Source organism: Microbispora sp. NPDC088329, from assembly GCF_040685655.1.
Lineage (GTDB): Bacteria > Actinomycetota > Actinomycetes > Streptosporangiales > Streptosporangiaceae > Microbispora.
In genome coordinates this window covers 76,380-94,935 of record NZ_JBFBIP010000002.1, presented here as the reverse complement: position 1 = coordinate 94,935, position 18,556 = coordinate 76,380, and the positions used below count along the sequence as shown (strand labels likewise).

Annotated in this window: 20 protein-coding genes, 1 tRNA gene and 2 pseudogenes; 14 read left to right on the top strand and 9 right to left on the bottom strand. The window is 70.4% G+C overall.

From position 1 onward, the window contains the following. Positions 1 to 74 precede the first annotated feature (74 nt). The 3 genes from AB0O28_RS04885 to AB0O28_RS04875 are packed head-to-tail and all read right to left on the bottom strand — an operon-like array spanning position 75 to position 1,799. Positions 75 to 269 carry a hypothetical protein gene (locus AB0O28_RS04885; protein ID WP_030509495.1) on the bottom strand — a complete coding sequence of 65 codons (195 nt, stop codon included), beginning with the start codon at positions 267 to 269 and terminating at the stop codon, positions 75 to 77. A 7-nt stretch (positions 270 to 276) separates the two neighbouring features. Continuing rightward, positions 277 to 1,152, bottom strand: coding sequence for a hypothetical protein (locus tag AB0O28_RS04880; RefSeq protein ID WP_363636359.1), 876 nt, complete (start codon positions 1,150 to 1,152; stop codon positions 277 to 279). Beyond that, the gene (locus AB0O28_RS04875) at positions 1,149 to 1,799 is read right to left on the bottom strand and encodes a hypothetical protein (protein ID WP_363636357.1); all 651 of its coding nucleotides are present in this window, start codon (positions 1,797 to 1,799) and stop codon (positions 1,149 to 1,151) included. The genes AB0O28_RS04880 and AB0O28_RS04875 overlap by 4 nt, the downstream gene beginning before the upstream one ends. 118 nt (positions 1,800 to 1,917) lie before the next feature. Between AB0O28_RS04875 and AB0O28_RS04870 the strand changes: the two genes are divergently transcribed. Further along, positions 1,918 to 2,253, top strand: coding sequence for a DUF6458 family protein (locus AB0O28_RS04870; protein ID WP_363636355.1), 336 nt, complete (start codon positions 1,918 to 1,920; stop codon positions 2,251 to 2,253). Between the two features lie 9 nt (positions 2,254 to 2,262). Here AB0O28_RS04870 and AB0O28_RS04865 read toward each other — a convergent pair whose 3' ends face one another. After that, complete coding sequence (locus tag AB0O28_RS04865; RefSeq protein WP_363636353.1) at positions 2,263 to 2,697, bottom strand: hypothetical protein; 435 nt, start codon at positions 2,695 to 2,697, stop codon at positions 2,263 to 2,265. A gap of 92 nt (positions 2,698 to 2,789) precedes the next feature. Here AB0O28_RS04865 and AB0O28_RS04860 point away from each other — a divergent pair. The 7 genes and pseudogenes from AB0O28_RS04860 (at position 2,790) to AB0O28_RS04830 (ending at position 8,661) form a co-directional block, all read left to right on the top strand. After that, positions 2,790 to 2,863 (top strand) — tRNA-Pro (locus AB0O28_RS04860). Between the two features lie 642 nt (positions 2,864 to 3,505). Beyond that, entirely contained in the window at positions 3,506 to 5,470 is a 1,965-nt protein-coding gene (locus AB0O28_RS04855) for a BTAD domain-containing putative transcriptional regulator (RefSeq protein WP_363636351.1), read from the top strand. 67 nt (positions 5,471 to 5,537) lie between these two features. Then, entirely contained in the window at positions 5,538 to 6,194 is a 657-nt protein-coding gene (locus AB0O28_RS04850) for a peroxiredoxin (RefSeq protein WP_363636349.1), read from the top strand. A 41-nt stretch (positions 6,195 to 6,235) separates the two neighbouring features. Then, positions 6,236 to 7,378 (top strand): FAD/NAD(P)-binding oxidoreductase, encoded by a 1,143-nt coding sequence (locus AB0O28_RS04845; protein WP_363636347.1) that lies wholly within the window; start codon positions 6,236 to 6,238, stop codon positions 7,376 to 7,378. Between the two features lie 344 nt (positions 7,379 to 7,722). Then, on the top strand, positions 7,723 to 7,923 hold the full coding sequence (locus AB0O28_RS04840; protein ID WP_363636345.1) for a hypothetical protein: 201 nt from the start codon (positions 7,723 to 7,725) through the stop codon (positions 7,921 to 7,923). Between the two features lie 30 nt (positions 7,924 to 7,953). Continuing rightward, a pseudogene (locus tag AB0O28_RS04835) lies at positions 7,954 to 8,037 on the top strand (hypothetical protein); the annotation flags it as partial. Positions 8,038 to 8,085: 48 nt separating this feature from the next. Then, positions 8,086 to 8,661, top strand: coding sequence for a hypothetical protein (locus tag AB0O28_RS04830; protein ID WP_363636343.1), 576 nt, complete (start codon positions 8,086 to 8,088; stop codon positions 8,659 to 8,661). Between the two features lie 498 nt (positions 8,662 to 9,159). Here AB0O28_RS04830 and AB0O28_RS04825 read toward each other — a convergent pair whose 3' ends face one another. The 3 genes from AB0O28_RS04825 to AB0O28_RS04815 form a co-directional block, all read right to left on the bottom strand. Beyond that, positions 9,160 to 10,422, bottom strand: a complete 1,263-nt coding sequence (locus AB0O28_RS04825; RefSeq protein WP_363636341.1) for a Dyp-type peroxidase — start codon at positions 10,420 to 10,422, stop codon at positions 9,160 to 9,162. Continuing rightward, positions 10,415 to 10,966, bottom strand: coding sequence for a copper chaperone PCu(A)C (locus AB0O28_RS04820; RefSeq protein ID WP_363636339.1), 552 nt, complete (start codon positions 10,964 to 10,966; stop codon positions 10,415 to 10,417). Before AB0O28_RS04820 ends, AB0O28_RS04825 begins: the two co-directional genes overlap by 8 nt. A gap of 141 nt (positions 10,967 to 11,107) precedes the next feature. Further along, positions 11,108 to 11,680 (bottom strand): MFS transporter, encoded by a 573-nt coding sequence (locus tag AB0O28_RS04815; protein WP_363636337.1) that lies wholly within the window; start codon positions 11,678 to 11,680, stop codon positions 11,108 to 11,110. A gap of 188 nt (positions 11,681 to 11,868) precedes the next feature. Here AB0O28_RS04815 and AB0O28_RS04810 point away from each other — a divergent pair, with 188 nt between their 5' ends. The 6 genes and pseudogenes from AB0O28_RS04810 to AB0O28_RS04785 all read left to right on the top strand — a co-directional run. Next, positions 11,869 to 12,489 carry an MFS transporter gene (locus AB0O28_RS04810; RefSeq protein ID WP_363636335.1) on the top strand — a complete coding sequence of 207 codons (621 nt, stop codon included), beginning with the start codon at positions 11,869 to 11,871 and terminating at the stop codon, positions 12,487 to 12,489. After that, the gene (locus tag AB0O28_RS04805; protein WP_363636333.1) at positions 12,410 to 13,312 is read left to right on the top strand and encodes a copper resistance protein CopC; all 903 of its coding nucleotides are present in this window, start codon (positions 12,410 to 12,412) and stop codon (positions 13,310 to 13,312) included. The genes AB0O28_RS04810 and AB0O28_RS04805 overlap by 80 nt, the downstream gene beginning before the upstream one ends. Then, complete coding sequence (locus AB0O28_RS04800; RefSeq protein ID WP_363636331.1) at positions 13,309 to 13,902, top strand: copper resistance protein CopC; 594 nt, start codon at positions 13,309 to 13,311, stop codon at positions 13,900 to 13,902. Before AB0O28_RS04805 ends, AB0O28_RS04800 begins: the two co-directional genes overlap by 4 nt. Before the next feature lie 136 nt (positions 13,903 to 14,038). After that, positions 14,039 to 15,214 (top strand): cytochrome P450, encoded by a 1,176-nt coding sequence (locus tag AB0O28_RS04795; RefSeq protein ID WP_363636329.1) that lies wholly within the window; start codon positions 14,039 to 14,041, stop codon positions 15,212 to 15,214. Between the two features lie 496 nt (positions 15,215 to 15,710). Then, complete coding sequence (locus tag AB0O28_RS04790) at positions 15,711 to 15,971, top strand: hypothetical protein (protein WP_363636327.1); 261 nt, start codon at positions 15,711 to 15,713, stop codon at positions 15,969 to 15,971. 250 nt (positions 15,972 to 16,221) lie between these two features. Further along, positions 16,222 to 16,608: pseudogene (locus AB0O28_RS04785) on the top strand (transposase); the annotation flags it as partial. 3 nt (positions 16,609 to 16,611) lie between these two features. Here the strand turns inward: AB0O28_RS04785 and AB0O28_RS04780 are convergent. After that, positions 16,612 to 17,808: an acyltransferase family protein gene (locus tag AB0O28_RS04780; RefSeq protein ID WP_363636325.1), complete on the bottom strand. Its 1,197-nt coding sequence runs from the start codon at positions 17,806 to 17,808 to the stop codon at positions 16,612 to 16,614. Beyond that, positions 17,801 to 18,541 (bottom strand): alpha/beta hydrolase, encoded by a 741-nt coding sequence (locus tag AB0O28_RS04775; RefSeq protein ID WP_363636323.1) that lies wholly within the window; start codon positions 18,539 to 18,541, stop codon positions 17,801 to 17,803. The genes AB0O28_RS04780 and AB0O28_RS04775 overlap by 8 nt, the downstream gene beginning before the upstream one ends. Positions 18,542 to 18,556 lie beyond the last annotated feature (15 nt).

Below are 18,556 nucleotides of genomic sequence, written 5' to 3'. Positions count from 1 at the left end.
CCGCGCGTACAACGGGTCTCGCGGGACGGTGTCCCGCGAGACCCGTGAGTCTTCGGCAGAGGGAGTGGCCGGGGTCAGCGACGGACGCGTCCGCCGCGCCAGCCGCCGCGCCAGGAGTTCACCCCGGCGGTTCCGACGCCGGCCTGGTGCAGGGAGAGCAGGCACAGGCCGAGGGCGAGCAGCGCGGTCAGGCCGATGCCGATGCTCGCGTTGAGGAGATCGAGGAGGAAGGCGATCCCGAAGACGACCGCCGCGGCGATGGCGAGCATTGTTACCTCACTTCCGGGTCAGGTGGGCCAGTAACGCGTGGTACTCGTGCAGGGCCAGGCGCAGCGCCTCGGTGTCGCCCCGCTCGTTGTCCTTCCACTTGTCGAGCAGCGCCTGCCGGCGGCTGGTGAGGGCCGACAGAGCCTCCTCCACGAGTGCGTCCGCCTGCTTGATGGACCGGCGGGGATCGTCGACGAAGCCCGTCTTGATCTCGCGCCACCGGCCCTCCAGCGCCTCGTCCAGCACGGACGCCGCGCCCGAGGCGGCGGTCGTGGTCGTGACGGGGTAGGCCACGGGGCCGTCCACGCTGAGACCGGTCGTGGTAGCGGCGGTGGCGTCAGCCGTGGCATCGGTGCCGGTGCCGGTCGTGGCGTCGGCGGAGGTCGCGGTGCCGGAGGCCGTCAGGTCGTCCCGGGCGTATCCGGTGCCGGCCGTGTCCGGGTCGTCTCCGCGGGTCTCGTACGCGCCGGTGGCGGGAGCGGGGGAGGGGTCGTCGGCGTCCACAGGGCCGCCCGCGACGAGGCGGTCGCTCTCCTCCGTGTGCCTGCCGCCGGTCCGGGGCGACGTGAGGACGTCGTCGCCCGCCTGGCCGTACGGCTCCCGGAAGCGGGGGCCCTCCGCATCCGCGTCGGCCGTCCCGTCCGTCACCGCGTCATCGCGCGCACGGTCGTGGGCGCCGGTGTCCTGCGCAGTCCCGTCCGCGTAGCCGGCGGTGTACGCGTCGCTGGGGGAGTAGACCGGGCCGGGACCCTCGTGCTCGTCCCGCTCGGCGTCCGCGAGAGCCCTTTCCCTGCGCGCCTCCTCCTCGAGGGGCTCGGGGGTCTCGGGAGTCGGCTGCTCGGCGACCTCGCCGCGCTCGTCGTACTTGTTCGTCCGCATCGTCATCGTCCCGCCTTCCGTACGTCCGCGTGACGGCCAATCGAGGCGCCGTCATAGCCGTCGGTCACGTGGGTGTCGCCGTTCAGGGTGTCGTGGACGTGGCCGTTCACCTCGGCGTCGGCGCCGTCGCCGAGAAGCTCCTCGAACAGCGCGCGGTAGTGGACCATCGCCTGGCGGAGCTCCTCCGTGGTGGCGTCCTGCCGGGCGGCGCGGCTGCTGATGTCGTGAGCGTTGCGGTAGTGGTCGAGCGTGGCGGCGTGGGCCACCGACAGGTCGCTCAGACGCTGTTCGAAGTCGTCGGTGGGGTAGCCGCGCTCCGCCATGACGGCGGTGACCAGCGCGTCCGCTTCGGTCACGGCGAAGCCGGGAGCGTCGACGAACCGCTCCTGCACCTCGGTCCACTTCCTCGCGTACCGGTCGCGGGTCCGCGGGTCGAGCGGACGGATGTCCAGCTTGGCGTGGCGCTCCTCACGGGCGCGCAGGTCCTGCTCGGCCTCCCGGCGGCTGTCGCTCTCCCGCACCGTCCTCTCGTACTCGGGTCCGAAACGGTCCTGCAGGTGGCGCCGACGGTTGCGTGCCGACACAAGGTAGCCGACTGCCAGGATCACCAGCACGGCGACGATCACCACGGCCACCCATGCTGCGGCGTTCATATCTGCCTCCAGGGGTGAGTGCGTTGTTCATCCGCACTGCCCGGGAATACGGCCTTCACGCCTTGCGTAATCGCGAATTCTCGGGGTAAAGGGCCGTTGACCAGCAGAGGAGGTAGCCATGGGCTTCGGGGCCAGTCTCGCCTTCATCGCGGTCGGCGCGGTCCTCGCGTTCGCCGTCAAATGGGACGTTCCTGGAATCGACCTTCAAATGATCGGCTGGATTCTCATGGCCGTGGGGGTCGTCGGAATGGTGCTGACCGGTCGCTACACCCGCCGTCCGCGGACGGAGGAGACGGTGGAGACCATCGAGCCGGACACGATGTACACGGTGGACCCGGCGGCCGAACCGCACGTCCACGTCCAGGAGACCCAGTCGCACACCGCCGTTCACCCGGGTGAGCGCCACGTGCACGTACGCGAGGAGACCACGCCCCTGCCGCGCGACGGTGTGTGAGCCGTATGGTCAGGGAGTGGTGCCCGCCGCGTTGGTGGCGTCGCGGGCCTCGGTGAGGACCCGGGCGACGTGCGAGTCGTCCCGGGCCGGCACCTCGTGGAAGCCTTGCTCGGGGTCGTAGGCGATGTCCAGCCCGTTGTCGACCAGCCGGCCCGCCCACCGTAGAGCGGTGTTGAGCTTGTCCTTGGGGACCTGGCGCCCCTGGGCCGCGGCGGAGAGGCTCCGCAGGTTGGTGGCGGGGCCGCTCTGGCTGTGCTCGCGCCGCAGCTTCCACGGCAGGGCACGGCTGTGGTCCGTCATCGGCTTGGACAGACCGGCCGCGCGCTTCGCCTGCAGGACGCCCGACTCCGTGACCCCGAAGTGCTCCGCGAGGCGGGCGTTGGTCCATCCTTCCGCCGCCAGCCGGACGAGTTCTTCCTGGTCGATGCGCGCCTTCCTCCCCATGATCGCCAGCCTAGGCCCACCGGCGCGGTTCGTGTACGCACGAGGGCGGAATCTGCGCTAAGGTTTGGATGTGCCCAGGGAGACCAGGGCAACGGGACGTAGCGCAGTTTGGCAGCGCACTTGACTGGGGGTCAAGGGGTCGTGGGTTCAAATCCCGCCGTCCCGACACTGTTGTAGCAGGTCAGAGCCACAGTTCCCAAGATCGGGGATTGTGGCTTTTCTGTTGTGTCACCCAGGTGTCATCAAGAGTCGCCCTCCCCGACCGCGCCGCCCGGTGACAGATGTATGTCCAGCGTGTCACCGCATTCGCCGGTCCTCTGGCCGGGGGAGCGCCTGGTGTTCTAACGGACTGGCAGATCTACACCGTAAAGGTGTCGCTCCTGAGCGATTCATCTTGATCGACAACGCATCCTCTGCGGGGGCCATCGCAGACGCCCATGGCTGCCGTGGCAACCTTCCTGGCTACGGCTTGGTGACCGTCGCTCGCCACGCCGACGCCGAGTAGCGCGGAAAGCTACGAGCCGCGGCTGGGGGAGCAGTGCGTTGTCACCTGTAGCGAGCCACCGCGGCCCGAGAGGGAAACCTGACCGTCGGCCCGATGGATCTGGAGACTTGACGGACCCCGGCCGGCCGCTGCGCACCGTCCTTGCCGCGTCGGTCAGGTCAAGCGGCGAATCTAGTGCGTACGGGCGCGATTCAGGGATGTCTGTGAAATGATCTGCATCGTGCTGATCACGTCCTCCTTTGGAACGATGTAATGGATTTCCGGATCGGGCTGTTCGGGGGTTTTCGGGTCTCGGTGGGAGGGGTGCCTGTCGTACCGGAGGCGTGGTCTCAGCGGAAGCCCGCGGCGCTGGTGAAGCTGCTCGCCCTGGCACCTGGGCACCGGCTGCGGCGGGAACAGATAATGGAGGCGCTGTGGCCGGAACTCGACCAGCGGGCGGCGGGGGCGAATCTTCGCAAGGCGCTGCATTCCGCACGGCGCAGTCTTGGTACCGACGACGGGAACGAGCTGATCGTGTCGGTCGGGGATCTGCTGTGCCTGCCTGATGGGACCTCGGTGGATGTGGCCGACTACTGGTCGCTCGTGGCCGTGGCCCGCAGGTCCAGGGAGCCCGACGCGTACCAGGTCCCGATCGAGGTCTATCGAGACGGTCTGCTTCCTGAGGACCTGTACGAGGACTGGGCCGCGGCGCCACGGGAGGAGCTTCGGCTCGACTGGCTGGGCGTCGTCGAGGAGTTCGCCGCGCTGCTGGAAGCGCGAGGCGAGCTGAACCGCGCGGCACGGGCGGTGCAGCAGCTGGTCGCGGCCGATCCCTTGCGGGAGGACGCGCACGCCTGGCTGATGCGCTTGTACGCGCTGGCCGGCCGGCGGGACGAGGCACGACGCCAGTACGCGCGCCTGCGGGAGCTGCTCGACGTGGAACTCGGCGTCGAGCCCCGTCCGGAGACGCAACGCCAGTTCGAGGAGATCAACAGCGGGCAGACGTCCGATCCGAAGCTGACAACGGACCTGTGGGAACGGGTCGGCGACCTCCGGGTGCAGTCTGGCGATCCGGCGGGGGCAGTCAAGGCGTTCGGCCAGGCCCTCGCCGACTCGGCGGATCCCGCGGAGGCCGGTCGCATCCACCGTAAATGCGCGAGTGCGTGGTTGATGCAGCACCTGCCCGACGAGGCCGAACCGCATCTGGCCGCCGCGGACGGCCTCGCGCCCGACCAGGCCGAGCATGGGCGGCTCGTCTGCCTGAGAGCGAACCTCGCCTGGGAACGCGGCGACTTCGCCACGGCACGCCGCCTCGCTGAGCGGGCCCATGCCATCGCCCGCGCCGACGGAGACTCGGCCGACGTCGCGGCGGCGCTGGAAGCGCTGGCGTTCATCGCGCACGTCCAGGGGGATTGGCGGCCAGGGCTGCAGGCGCAGATCGAAGGGCTCGCCGGTGTGGCGCTCGGGGTCCGGGTCGCCCGTTTCTGCGACTTCAACCACTGTCTCAGCCAATACCAGCTCTACGGTGACGGGCTCGCCGGCGACGTCGAGGAGTACGCCCGCGAGACGCTGGCCATCGCTGAGCGAGCCGACGCGATCCCGGCGCAGGCGTTCGCCTGGTGCCTGCTGGGCGAGTCGCTGCTGCTGCGTGCCCAATGGGACGAGGCGGAGGCGTGCCTGGAACGGAGCTGCGAGCTGTACGCGCCGCTGGGAAGCCGTTCGGTCGCGCTGCCGTGGCTGCGGCGGGCGGAGCTGGCCACCTGCGGGGGCGCGCACGACGACGCGGCGATCTATCTGAAGCGCGCGGCGGCGATCGCGACCGTCACCCCGATGGCGCGCCATGCGTGGGCCCGGCTGCATGCGACCGCGGCCTTCGCCGCCCTGGAGCGGGACAGGCCGGAGGAGGTGCTCCGGGCGGTACGCGCGACCCAGAGCGCGGCGGCCCGCTACGGCGACTGCCCGACCTGCAGCGCGCTACTCCACCCGGTCGGCGCCCAGGCGTGCGCCCTGGTCGGCGATCGGGAGGGCGCGCACGCCCACGCCGCGGCGGCCGCCCAGTTCGCCGGCTCCTTCGCGAGCTCGGCCTGGAGCGCGATGGCCGAGTCTGCGGCGGCGAGCGCCGCGGTCGCGGACGGCGACCCGTACGCGGCCCGCGAGCGGTTCCAGTCGGCGGCCGCGCTCTACGCGGAGGTCGGGCATTCCTTCTGGGCCGACCGGGCGACGGCTCAGGCGAACAGCGTGCGGGACGGCCTCCAGCGAAGGAACGTTCAGGGAACGCGGCCGTCCTAGTGTCGTCGACGACAGGGCGTCCGGCTTCACCCGGAAGCAGGACGCTTCTCTCGAATGGAGATCGACGATGGGCCTGACCATTGGTGACACCGCCCCCGACTTCGTCGCCGCCACCACGGACGGCGTGATCCGGTTCCACGACTGGATCGGCGACTCCTGGGCCGTGCTCTTCTCGCACCCCAAGGACTTCACCCCGATCTGCACGACCGAACTCGGCTACATGGCTGCGATCAAGGGTGAGTTCGACCGCCGCGGCGTGAAGATCATGGCGCTGTCGGTCGACCCGGTCGACAAGCACGCCGCCTGGGCCGCCGACATCGAGGAGACCCAGGGCACCGCGCCGAACTACCCGATGGTCGGTGACGCCGACTTCGCCATCTCCAAGGCCTATGGGATGCTCGGCGCGGACGTCAGCGGGGACCCGGCGGACCGTACGGCCGCCGACAACCAGACCGTGCGCGGCGTCTTCGTGATCGGCCCGGACAAGAAGATCAAGTTGATCCTGCTCTATCCGATGACGACCGGCCGCAACTTCGACGAGATCCTGCGAGTGATCGATTCCCTGCAGCTCACCGCGAGACACAAAGTGGCCACGCCGGCGAACTGGACGCAGGGCCAGGACGTCGTCATCGCGGGATCGGTCTCCTACGACCAGGCCAAGGACCTCTTCGGCGACTGGGACGAGCCCAAGCCCTACCTTCGGATCGTCCCTCAGCCGAAGTGATCTGACGGATTCGAGGAAATCTCAGGAAAGTAGCGCAGACCATGCGGATCCTCGTGCTCGGCGCCGGTTTCGGTGGCTTGGAGCTGACGGCCCGGCTCTCGGAGGAACTGGGGGACGACGCCGACATCGTCCTGATCGACAAGTCCGAGGGGTTCGTTTTCGGCTTCTCCAAGCTCGATGTGATGTTCGGCCGCACCACCGCCGACGCGGTGCGGCACCCCTACGCGGACGTCGTCCGGCCCGGCGTGCGGTTCGTCCAGACCACCATCCGCGCCGTCGACCCCGAGCGGCGGCGCGTCGAGACCGACGCGGGGCCCTTCGAGGCCGACGTGATGGTCGTCGCCCTCGGCGCCGCCCTCGATCCCGCGGCGACGCCGGGACTCGTCGAGGCGGGCCACGAGTTCTACACCGTGGAGGGCGCGTTCGCGGTCCGGGACGTCCTGCGCGGCTTCCCCGGCGGCCGGGTCGTCGTGGGGGTGACCTCGACCCCGTTCAAGTGCCCGCCCGCGCCGAGCGAGACCGCGCTGATGGTCCACGACTTCCTGGTGGAACGCGGCGTGCGCGACACTTCCGAGATCGCGTTGGTCATGCCGCTGGGCGCGCCGATCCCGCCGTCCCCGGCGGCGTCGCAGGCGCTGCTGGCGGCGTTCGCCGAACGTGGTATCGCCTGGCATCCCGATCGCCTCGTCCGCGCCCTCGATCCGCGACGCCGGGTGGCCGTACTCGCCGACGGTGGAGAGATCCCCTTCGACCTCTTCCTCGGCGTGCCCGTCCATCGGGCGCCCGACGTCGTCCTGAACTCCGGGATGTGCGTCGACGGCTGGATCCCCGTAGACCCCCTCACCCTGGAGACCGCCTACCCCGATGTCTACGCGGTCGGCGATGTCACCAGCGTCGGCACCCCCAAGGCCGGTGTCTTCGCCGAAGGCCAGGCCGCGGTCGTCGCCGACCAGATCATCGCCCGGCACCGCCGCGGCGAGTCCGCCGCGGCCTACAACGGGACGGGTGTCTGCTATATCGAGTTCGGTCACGGCCAGGTGGCCCGCGTCGAAGTGACCTTCAAGACGGGCGAACGCCCCCACGGCCGATTCGACCACCCGTCCGCGACGTCCGCGGCGGACAAGTCCGTCTTCGGCTCCAGCCGCATCCGCCGCTGGTTCAACCGCGACTGGACCACCTACTGACCGATATGCCTCTTCTCCGGACCGGCGATCATGAGCCTGGCCTGGAGTACCCGATCAGGAGACGACAACGCCGACTCCCACGCCGCTCGCGCATGCCTCAGGCCCGCACCTGAGCCGTCTCCCAGACTCCTGCGGACATGCCTCAGAGCAACTCGAGATCGTCCAGCTTGCTGGGCCTCGGTCGCGCAGCAGCGGCCACTCCAGCAGGCCGGCGAACGGGAGATCGCGGTCCGCGCATCAGTGCTTGCGGAAGTCGTCGGCCTACCGGACGACTGCCGGTTACTTGTATGACCCATCGACGTGCCCGATGGCGGACAATGTCCGCAGATCCAAGGAAGAGCACCATGCTGAGACACCCACTGTCCGTCACCCTCGCCACCCTCTCCGCGTTACTCACCGCCACGCTCATCGCGCCCACGGCGCAGGCCGCACAGCCCGCCGGCCTCAAGTCGGCCACCGACGCCACGGTGGCGACCAGCTGCTGGTCCGGCTACGAGAACCTGGGAGGCGAGGACTTGCGGGACACCCCAGCCACCGCCTCCTAGGAGCCGGGCCGCCTCGACCTCTTCACCCGCAGCTCCGACGGCACCCTGCAGCACAGGTGGTACGACAACGGCCGCCGGCACGACTGGGAGAATCTGGGCGGCAACCTATGGTCCTCGCCGGCCGCCGTCTCCTGGGGAGTCGGCCGCCTCGACATCTTCGCCGTGAGCTCCGGGGGGCGCCTGATCCATCGGTGGTACGACAGCAGCGGCGGCTGGTCGGCCTGGGAGGATCTGGGCGGAGTGTCATCGCTTGACACCCCCGCCGTCTCCTCCTGGGGCCCCGGCCGCCTCGACCTGTTTATCCGCGGCTCCGACGACGCCCTGCGACACCGGGTCTACGACAACGGCGGATGGTCGGCCTGGGAGAACCTGGGCGGCGTGCTGGGGTCCCCGCCGGCGGCCGTCTCCTGGGGGCCCGGCCGGATCGACGTCGTCGCCGGGAGCCTCCGCCGCACGATACTCCGCCGGTGGTACGAGAACGGCAGCTGGTCCGCCTGGGTCACCGCCCCGGTTGTGGAAAACGTCCAGCCGTCCATCGCCTCCCCGGGACCCGGCCGGCTGGACGTTGTCGCGGTGGCCTACGGCTACGGGCTCCGGCACCAGAGGTACGAGAACGGCAGCTGGTCCAACTGGCTGATCGTCCCCGGCGACGGCTATCCGGCCCTCTCCTGGGGACTGGGAAGAATGGACGTGTTCGTCACCAGCAGGGGTGTGGTCCAGCACACGTGGTACAGCTGATCACCACCGAGCCCCGGCACCCGGCTCCGGCACCCCACGCGACGGCACCCGCCCCTGGCCGGCCGTCGGCACAGGCCGCAGGCTCGTACCTGACCCACGCCTGATGCGCGCCGGTGAAGCCCGAACGGAGTAAGACACCCGGTGGTGCCCGGTGCCTCCCGCACCGGGCACCACCAGGCCCGACACCGCAAGCCTGGCCTGAGACGTGTCTTTACACCTCGTTAATGATCTTCGGGATACGGTGTCCAGGTTTCGTGCTTGATCGCTATCTCCGCCGGAACAGGCGGAGCGCGCACAGTTGGCCGATCCGATAGTTGGACCGGTTGTTGGTCCAGGATCCTTTGATGGACCGCTGACAGAGGCCGAGCGCAGCAGCCCTTTGAACGGCATAGGTCTGTGATGTACCGAGGATCACAGGAGCGAACTGGACACGGGTCGAAGTCCGTGCGGACTCGGGATCACGCTGCCTGACGTGATGGACCCTTGGCCGGCACCGCGTCATGACAGCAAGGTTTCTCCGATCCACCCATTGGGGTCGCAGCCGGGAGGGATGGCGAACACGGCGGAACCGATCGGTGTGGTCCACTCGTTCAGCAGGTCCGCCTCGGCCAGTCGCTCCTGTACCGGGATGAACTGCCGGGCGATGTCGGCCTGGTAGGAGGCGAACAGCAGCCCGGTGTCGGCGGTGCCGTCGGGCGAAACGCCCTCGTCGTAGTTGTAGACGCGACGGAGGATACGCGTGCCGGGGTCGGCCACGTGTGCTCGCCGGATGTGGGCGTATTCGGAGATGACCGGCAGCCCGGCGGGGGTGAGCCGCGCGAAGTCCGGTTCGTCGTGCTCGCGGGCGCCGGTGAGCGGAGCGCCGTCGGTGAGGCGGCGGCCGATCGTGAACTCCTTGGCCACGGTGTCGGCGGCGTCCCAGGTCTCCATCTCCGCGCGGATGCGCCGTAGGACCAGGGTGGTCCCGCCGCGCAGCCACTCCTGCGCCCCGGCAAACCAGACCGCCCGATCGAAGTCGGGTGTGCCGGCGACGGGGTTGACGGTCCCGTCGAGCTGTCCCATCACGTTGCGCTGGGTGGTGTGAGGCTGCTGAGAGTGCGCGGCCCGCCGGAAGCCCCGCTGGGTCCAGCGGACCTTTGCGAACGACCGGGCGTCCTTGACGAGCACCCGCAGCGCATGGGTAACGGTGAGCGGGTCGTCCGCGCAGATCTGGACGAGCAGGTCGCCGCCCGTCCACCGCTTCTTCAGCCGGTCGATGCCGAACGCGGGGAGGGGAGCGATGAACTCCGGCCGCTGATCGGAGGTCTTGGTGGCCGCGAACAGACCCGGTCCGAAGCCGAAGGTGACGGTCAATCGGGCGGGCAGGACGGCCAGATGGGGCTCGGTGTCGGCGAGCGCGGGCTGTCCCTGAGTGATGCGCCGGGCGTCGTCGGTGAGCACGCGCATCAGCCGCGCCACGCTCTCACGGTCCGAGCCCGCCCGCAGGTCGAACGCCACGAACGCGGCGTGCGCCTGCGGCGGCGTCGCGACACCGGCCTGGTGGGCTCCGTAGAACGGCTCCACCGCCGTCGCCTGGGGCGAGTTCACGTCCGAGCCGGTGGTACGGCCGGCCGTACGCGTGTCGTCGGTGTCGGCGCTCGCCCGCGCCACGACGGCCCCGCTCGTTGCGGCGGCGGCCACCATGGCGCCGCCGGACAGCAGCGCCCTGCGGCTCAGACGCGGGCGAGGGAGACGCTCCGCTTCATCATGCCGCTCACTCATTCATGCCGCCCATGTCGGCGCCCGGCTGGTAGTTCTCCTTGGCTCCGGCGAAGTCCTTGCCCAGAGCCGTGAAAGTGTAGGTGCCGCCCCCCTGAAGCTCCAGCGTGAACGGCACTTCGGACCCTGGCTTGATCTCGGAAGGCACGTCCATGACCATGATGTGGTCGCCGCCGGGCTGCAGGACGTGGGAGCCGTGGGCAGGGACCACGAAACCGCCCTCCTTCGGCCGCATGACCATCTTCCCCTTCGACTCCACGACCTCGTGCAACTCCACCATGGGTGCCGCGGGAGTGCTGCCGGCGATGACGGTGATATCCGAATCGGAGTTGTTGACCAGGGTGCCAAAAGCGGCGGTCATCCCCTTCTTGGCGGTCTTGACCCACGGGTCGGTGATGCTGAGCGCGGCAGAGGTGGACGACGGGGAGGCCGCCACCGCAACGGGCGAAGCAGTCGCTGAGACGGAGGGCGCCTCCTCAGAGCCGCAGGCCGCCGTGGCCGTCACTGCGCCCAGGCTGAGAACGACGAGCATGACGCGGAAGAACATGAAGATCCCTTCACCCGGCTGAGAGCCGGTACTGGTACCGCTGCACTGAACGAATTCGGCGCGCGCGAGCGCACACCGGACGCACCCCGCCACTACCGGGGTGCCGGTCACATCAGAAAGAGCCCGCCGACCAGATTCCGGTCAGGCGGGAACAGTGCGAACGGTGCCAGGAGGGCCGCGCCGACCCATCGAATGGCCGAGCAGGACCGACCGCGCGACCACCCGGGGCTCGATCACCGGGACGACGATCGCGCCGTACGCCGGGTTCAGGAAGACGGCGAACACGATCCGCAGCCGGACGGCCAGCCGGCGCAGCAGGGCCCAAAGCAGCGCCTCACCATGCGCCAGCCAGACCGCCGTCAGCGCGACCGCCCAGCCGTGCATGACCAGCATGCCCAGGCCGGGCACCAACCCGGAATGGACGTGCCCGCCGCTCATCGCGGAGCCGGCGACGCTCGGTTCCAGGGTGTGCGCGAACGTGAACAGCAGGTGGAGCGCCGCCTGCGAGGCCACCAGCGCCGGCAGGATCACGGCCAGCGTCCGCTCACGCCGCGCGAGGGCGTGCGCGGGCAGGAAGGCGATGAGCAGGGCCATGAGAACGGCGACCACGGAGACCGACCCGCCGCCGACAGCATGCGCCCCCACGCCGAGCGCCACCGAGACCGCGGCGAACGCGGCGGCTCGTACGGCGCGGAAGGGCATGGTGGCTGTCATGGCGCCGCAATCATCGCACACCGCCTCCCCGCCCCTCAGTGCATGCGACGCAAATCGTGATAACCGGGCCGAATGCCTCGTGAAGGAGCGCGAGCGGTCGATGAGGACGAAGGAACCAAGGCGCTCACCCTGTCGCCCGGCACCGGTTCTCCCCTTCGTGTACCGACCGAGCCCGACCGAGCGAACGGATGGCGGCGGTCTTGGGGCCGACCGGCCTCTGTGCGATAGTCGTCTTCGTCATGCGCGCCGCCTTACCCCTGCGACTCGCGCGGTCGGCCGCCTTCTCGGTCGTCTGCGTGCTCCTCGCCGTGGGCGCGCACTGGTTCGCCGGTGGGGCCGCCCCGACTCCCCAGGCACTTCTCATCGGCGGAGCAGGCGTCATGACCGTCGCCGCGGCGACGGCGGGCCGGGAGCGGTCACCATTGGTCGTCATCGGCCTGCTCCTGGCAGCACAGGTCTTCCTGCACGAACTCCTCGGGTCACTCGCGCTCTCGACGGAGACAACGGCCGTGGCGCACACGCACCGGCTGGGGGTGGGCACCGGGATGCTCACCGCGCATCTCACCGCGGCGCTGATCACGGGGTGGTGGCTGTCGCGGGGCGAAGCGGCGCTGTGGTCGATCCTGCACAGGATCGGCACGGGCGCGATCCACTGGCTCCGGGCGCTGCTCACGCTGTTCCGGTTCCTTGCCCGCATACGCCCCCGCCCCCGGCTCGCGTCGTACAACCTTGACCGCGAACCTCGGCGTGAGGCTGTCCTGCGACACGCCGTCGTACGGCGCGGCCCGCCGGTTCTCGTGTTCCTGTGATCCTCTTTTAGCTCCTCTGAGCCCTTCTGAGGTTTCTTCGCGCGGCCTGCCCGCCTGGACGTCACGCCTGCCCGCAGCGGCTCGCCTCGACGACCCGCGGACCTCCATGCCGGTCCGTACGGCCCGCGCGCCCGCAGGTACCCGCACACGACGACTGGAGATTACCGATGACACCGCCGTCCGCCGTCACACGCCGGGCCACGACCTCCCCGCATCCCTGGAGCCTGTCGTGAAGCATCCCTCGGTCATAGCGGTCTTCCTGTTCGGTATCTCGTGCCTGTTCGCGGTGGTGTTCGCCGCACCCGCGTCCGCGCACGACAGCCTGAAGAAGAGCACACCCGCCGCGAACGCCGTCGTCTCCGGCCTCGAAAAGATCGAGCTGCAATTCAGCGCGCATGTCGGTTTTCCCACGGTCCTCCTTCATGACGCAGCCGGACGCCGCTTCGAATCTGGAACTCCACGCGTCGACGACTCCACAGTGGTGGAAGCGGTCGCAGGCCCGCTTCCCCAGGGCAGCTACACCATCGCCTGGCGGGTCGTCTCCTCCGACGGCCACCCCATCCAAGGGGAGATACCGTTCGTCGTCGGATCCTCGTCGGCGGCATCGGCCGGAGGGACGGCGCCCGCCGCCCCGGTGGCGATGGCGGACCGCCCGGATCAGGAGACCGGCGTACCCGGCTGGATCTGGGCGGTCGTGGCCGCGGTCGCGGTTCTCGGAGCGGCCGCCGTCCTGGTGGCGCGGGGCGGCAAACCGTCGACGCCGCCGCTCCCGGACGCCGTGGCGGACCGCCCATCGGGTTCCGAGAACGGTGAGCACGAGTGACAAAGAAAACAGCCAGAGCGATTCTCCTCCTCGGCCTTCTGTGCGCCGTCCTGGGAGCATTCGCCGCACCGGCGCTGGCACACGACACCCTGCGATCGAGCACACCCGCCGGCAACGCCGTGGTCTCCAGCCTCGACCTCATCGAGCTGGAGTTCAACAACAACGTGCGCTATCCCGTCGTGCTCCTGCACGACGCGGCCGGGCAGCGCTTCCCCTCCGGCACACCCCGAACCCGCGGCGCCAAGGTGCTCGTGGACGTCGACGAGCCGCTTCCCCACGGCAGCTACACCGTCGTCTGGCGGGTCGTCTCCGCCGATGGCCGCCCCCTCGAAGGAGAGATCCCCTTCACCGTGGGTTCCTCGTCGGCTCCGCTGCCGAGCACCCTCGTGTCCAGCACCCCGGTGTCCGGCGTCCCCATGTCCAGCCCGGTTCCGGCCCGCACACCCGTGAGCGCGACGGGCGAGACGGACGAGCAGGGCGGCCTCCCCGCCTGGACATGGGCGGTCATGGCCGGGTTGGCACTCGCCGGAGCCGTGGCACTGCTGATGCGGCGGAGAAGGAAACCCGCCGGCGGGAACACACCTTCCTGATCGCCGGCATTTGCCCAAGACCAGTTTCCGGACCGGACAGCCGCTGATGCGACGTCTTCCTCCGGCCTCCCATCCTCCGCGCCGGCCTCCGGCCGATGTGACAGCCGGCGCGCCTTTCGTAGAAGGATCATCTTCGATGGCCGATGACGGATTTCCCCTCATGCAGTTCCTCCGCCAAGGTTTCGATCCTGTGGCGGAGCTCGGACGTATTCGATCCGAGCAGCCCGTCTTCCCGATGCGGATGCCCGACGGGTCCACTGTCTGGCTGGTGACCCGATATGACGACGTCCGGGCCGTACTGGGCGACGCGACCCGGTTCAGCAACGACTTCGCGAACGTGCTCGCCGCCGGGGCGAACCAGGAAGACCCCGGCGGTCTCGGCTTCCGCGACCCGCCCGAGCACACGCGGCTGCGGCGCCTGCTGACGCCCGAGTTCACCATGCGGCGGCTGCGGCGGCTGGACGGCGGCATTCAGAAGATCGTCAACGACTATCTGGACGCGATGGAGCGGAGCGGGCGTGAAGCAGACCTGGTCCGGTCGTTTGCCCTTCCCATCCCGTCGCTCGTCGTCTGCGAACTGCTGGGTGTGCCGTACGGCGACCGGTCCGATTTTCTCCGGATGAGTGCAGACAGGTTCGACCTGTCCGCCGGTCCCGAAGCGTCCATCCAGGCGGTCAACGACTCGATCACCTACCTGACCGATCTGGTCGCCAAGGAACGCGCGAACCCCGGTGACGGCCTGCTGGGCACGCTGCTGCGTGAGCACGGTGACGAGGTGAGCGATCGCGAGCTGGCCGGTCTGGCCGACGGCCTGCTGACCGGCGGGCACGACACCAGCACCAGCATGCTCGCTCTCGGCACGCTGTGGCTGCTGGGCAATCCCGAGCAGGCCACCCTGGTCCGCGAAACCGACGACCACGTCGACAAAGTCGTGGAGGAGCTCCTGCGGTACCTCACAGTCGTTCAGGTCGCCTTCCCGCGCTTCGCCCGCGAGGATCTCGTGGTGGCCGGGCAGCCCATCGCCAAGGGGCAGATGGTGCTGTGCTCGCTGACCGCCGCCAATCGCGATCCCGCCCTCGGCCCAGACATGGACCGGGCCGTCCCGGGGCGCAAGGTGAGCCCTCACGTCGCCTTCGGACACGGCATCCACAGATGCATCGGGGCTCCTTTGGCACAGATGGAGATGCGGATCGCCTTCCCCGCGCTGCTACGGCGTTTTCCCGGTCTGCGGCTGGCCGTGCCGTTCGAGCAGCTGGCGTTCCGCGAGATCTCCATCGTCTACGGTCTCGACTGTCTGCCGGTCGCCTGGTAGCACCGTTCGCCGGGGAACGACCGGCTCTCCGGTCGCTCCCCGGCCACCTGCCGATATCCGGGAAACCTACGGTGCGACGGGGCCGCGAGGCTCAATGCGTCCGTACGTCCACAGGCGATGTTCACCACGCCGATGCCGAGGGTCTTCTCGGCGGGGCGTCAGGCTGACAGGTGATGTTCGCGTCCCCCCGGCATCCGGTGCTGCGCGTGCTGCGAGCCCTCGTCTTCGCGACGGTTGTGCGTCGTCATCTCCGCGGGCGGCCATGCCTTCGCCGGTGGCGGCTCCGTGCCGCCGGGGATCCTGGGCGCCGGGGCCCTGGTGGCCATGGTGCTCGCGTACGCGCTCAGCGGACGTGAGCCCCGGATCGAGGTCCTGCTCACAGCGAGTATCGGCACTCAGGCACTTCTTCACGAGCTGTTCGCCCGGACGGCGACAGTCAAGCGCGGAACAGCTCGCCCACGGCGCGCACACCGACCACGGGCATCTCGGCATCGGCATGGCGCTGGTGCATCTCGTGATCGGGACGATTTCCGGCTGGTGGCTCTACCGCGGCGAGGTCGCGATCTGGCTCCTGCTGTGCCTGCTGGCCATGGGTTCGGTCACGGTTCTGCGCTGGCTGCTCGGCGGCGCCACGCCGGTGACGACGCCCGTGAAGCAGGTCTCGCCGATCGCGTGTGCGCGGGCGCACGGCGGCAGGCGGGAGATCGTCTCGGCGATCCACCGACGTGGGCCGCCTGTGTCCATCCTGGCCGGCTGACATCTGTCGACGTCTCTGATAGGCGTTTCCTGCCTCTGTGCCGCGATCGGGCGGCAAGGCGGAATGCCATCCCGGGGTACGCCGCATCATTCCGTGCGCTCCGGTCGGCGCAGGCGATGACTCGCCTGTTCGGGTCGCGCACCGCCCTTCCGGTGTAGCCGCGAGGTCGTCCCGCCTTTGACCGGCGCCGGCTGCGTCAATCGTCGGCTTGCTTCGATTCCCGGTCGGCCGCCTGGCCCGCCGGTTCCTTCGCCGTCTGGCTCGGCTCCTGCTCACCCGCCCCGGCAGGCTGCGCGAGGCCGACACCGCGTTGCTGCAGGAACTCGTGGGTGCGTGCCCTGAGCTGGCCGAGCTCGCCACCCTGATCCGTTCCTTCGCTGAGCTCCTGTCCCCGGCCGCGGGGAACGACGCCAAGCTCACCGCCTGGCTCACCGACGCCCGGGCCGCCAACCTGCCCCACCTGCATGGTTTCGCCAACGGCCTCGAACTCGACCGCGAGGCCGTGAACGCCGGCATCATCCTGCCGCACCACAACGGCCGGACCGAAGGCGTCAACACGCGAACGAAGAGAATCATGCGGCAGATGCACGGCCGGGCAGGGTTCGACCTCCTGCGCCACCGCATCCCGCTGCACTGAAGATCACTGAGCGCCACCACCGACTATGGGACAGACCCGTTGATTGGACAGACCCCCGCCAAGGGCGAGCAGCCCTCCGAACACCGGCAGCCAGCCCAGGCGCTCCGGCAGCCAGGAGAGGTGGGCGGGCGGGGTGAGCAGTCCCGGGACGGCGCCGAAGCGGAGTGCGGCCAGGGCGGTCACGGCAGCCACTGTCAGGTGCCAGAGGAAGATCGTCATAGCGGACAGGTTGAGCAGCGCCACCGCGGCCCAGAGCCGGGGCCGGCGCATCAGCCGCCCCAGCGGCCCGTGCGCCAGCAGCGCCAGCCCCACCTGGGCGAGCCCGAAGGCGACGGCGGCGAGCGTGGGCGGGCTGAGGTTCGAGACCCCCGCCCCCGGCACGCCCACCATGCTCGCGGAATAGCCGAACCCGGCCACCAGGACCGCCGCCCCGGCCGCCCCTCCGGCCAGCAGCGCCACCGCCGTCCGCCGGGAGGCGAGCCCGCCGCCCGCCCAGCCCACCCCCAGCATGTACGGCACCAGCCACCCGGCCGCGAGGTTCACCCACCCCAGCCAGGCCGGTCCGCCCAGGCCGAACCTGACCGCGTCCACCGCGAGCACCACCGCGGCCGCCGAGGCGGCGGTGACGCCCGGCCGCAGTTTCAGCAGCAGGGGAGCGGCGGCGGTGAGCGCCGCGAAGACCGCCAGGAACCAGATCGGCCCGAGCGCCGGGAGCGCCAGCGCCCTGACCGTCGCGTACGGCGCACCGTGCAGCGCCAGCCCCGCCGCGATCCCCGCCCAGACCAGCAGGAGCGGGACCACCGGCCGCAGCAGCCGCCCCATCCTGGCCCGCACCCATGCCGGACCCGCCGCCGCCCGCGCCGGACCGTCCGTTCTCGCCCGCGCCGGACCCGCCGTCTCCGCTCGCGCCCGATCATCCGCAGTCCGCAGGCTCCGTGCCGCGGCGTACCCGCCCACGAAGAAGAACACCGCCAGCGTCTGCAGCACCCACGACAGCGGCGCGAGCTCCGGCATGAACGCGAGCGGGCTGGAGACGGCGACCGTCCCCCGGGGCCCGGGCACCCACGCCGTGACGAGCCAGTGCCCCAGCACCACCCCGGCGATCGCCAGCGCCCGCAGCGCGTCCACCCCCCGGTCCCGCCCCGGCGGCGTCATCGCCTCGACCCGCGCCGCCGTACCGCGCCCGGCCGGGTCACGCATGGGAGACCTCGGCGGTCCGCCCAAGGGCGATCAGGGTGAGGTTGCGCAGGGACTCGCCGCCGGGGGCGAGGTAGTCGCTGTGCCCGGCGGCGCCGGCCGCGAACACCCGGGAACCGTAGCCGGGCTCGGCGGGATCGCGGCCGAAGCCCAGCGGGCCGATCTTGATCTTGGGGATGTCGCGCGCCCAGTCCTCCGTGCCGCTGCCCGCCCAGAGCGGGACCCCGCCCAGCTCGGCCGCCGAGGAGACGCCGAGCCCGGGGCTGCCGAACACGGCCAGGTTGTCCGCCCGGATCCCCGGCGCGGCCTTGGCGCACACCACCGACCCGTAGCTGTGGCACAGCAGACTGACCCGCTTGCCGCGGAGCGTCTCGTTCACGTAGCGCCGCAACGCCGGGGCGCCCTTCTCCGCGGCCCAGCCGGTGGCGGACCCCAGGCTGACGGTCGCCGGGCTGTCGTACCCGAGCCAGGCGACCACGGCCAGCCGGGCTGCCGGATCCAGTTCCCGCGCCTGGGCGAGCACCGCCCGCGCTCCGCCTCCGGGGGTGCTGTACGGCTTGGCCCGCCCGCCGTCGAAGGTGGCGGACGTGGTGTCGGCGCCGGGGACGATGACGGCCACGTGCTCCGCAGTACTGAGATCGCCATAGACCCGGATGATCCGGTCACCCTGCGGTGAGGGGACGACCAGGTAGGTGAGCGCCGCGGCGGTGGCGACGGCGAGCGAGGAGCGGAGCACGGGGGCCTCCTGTCC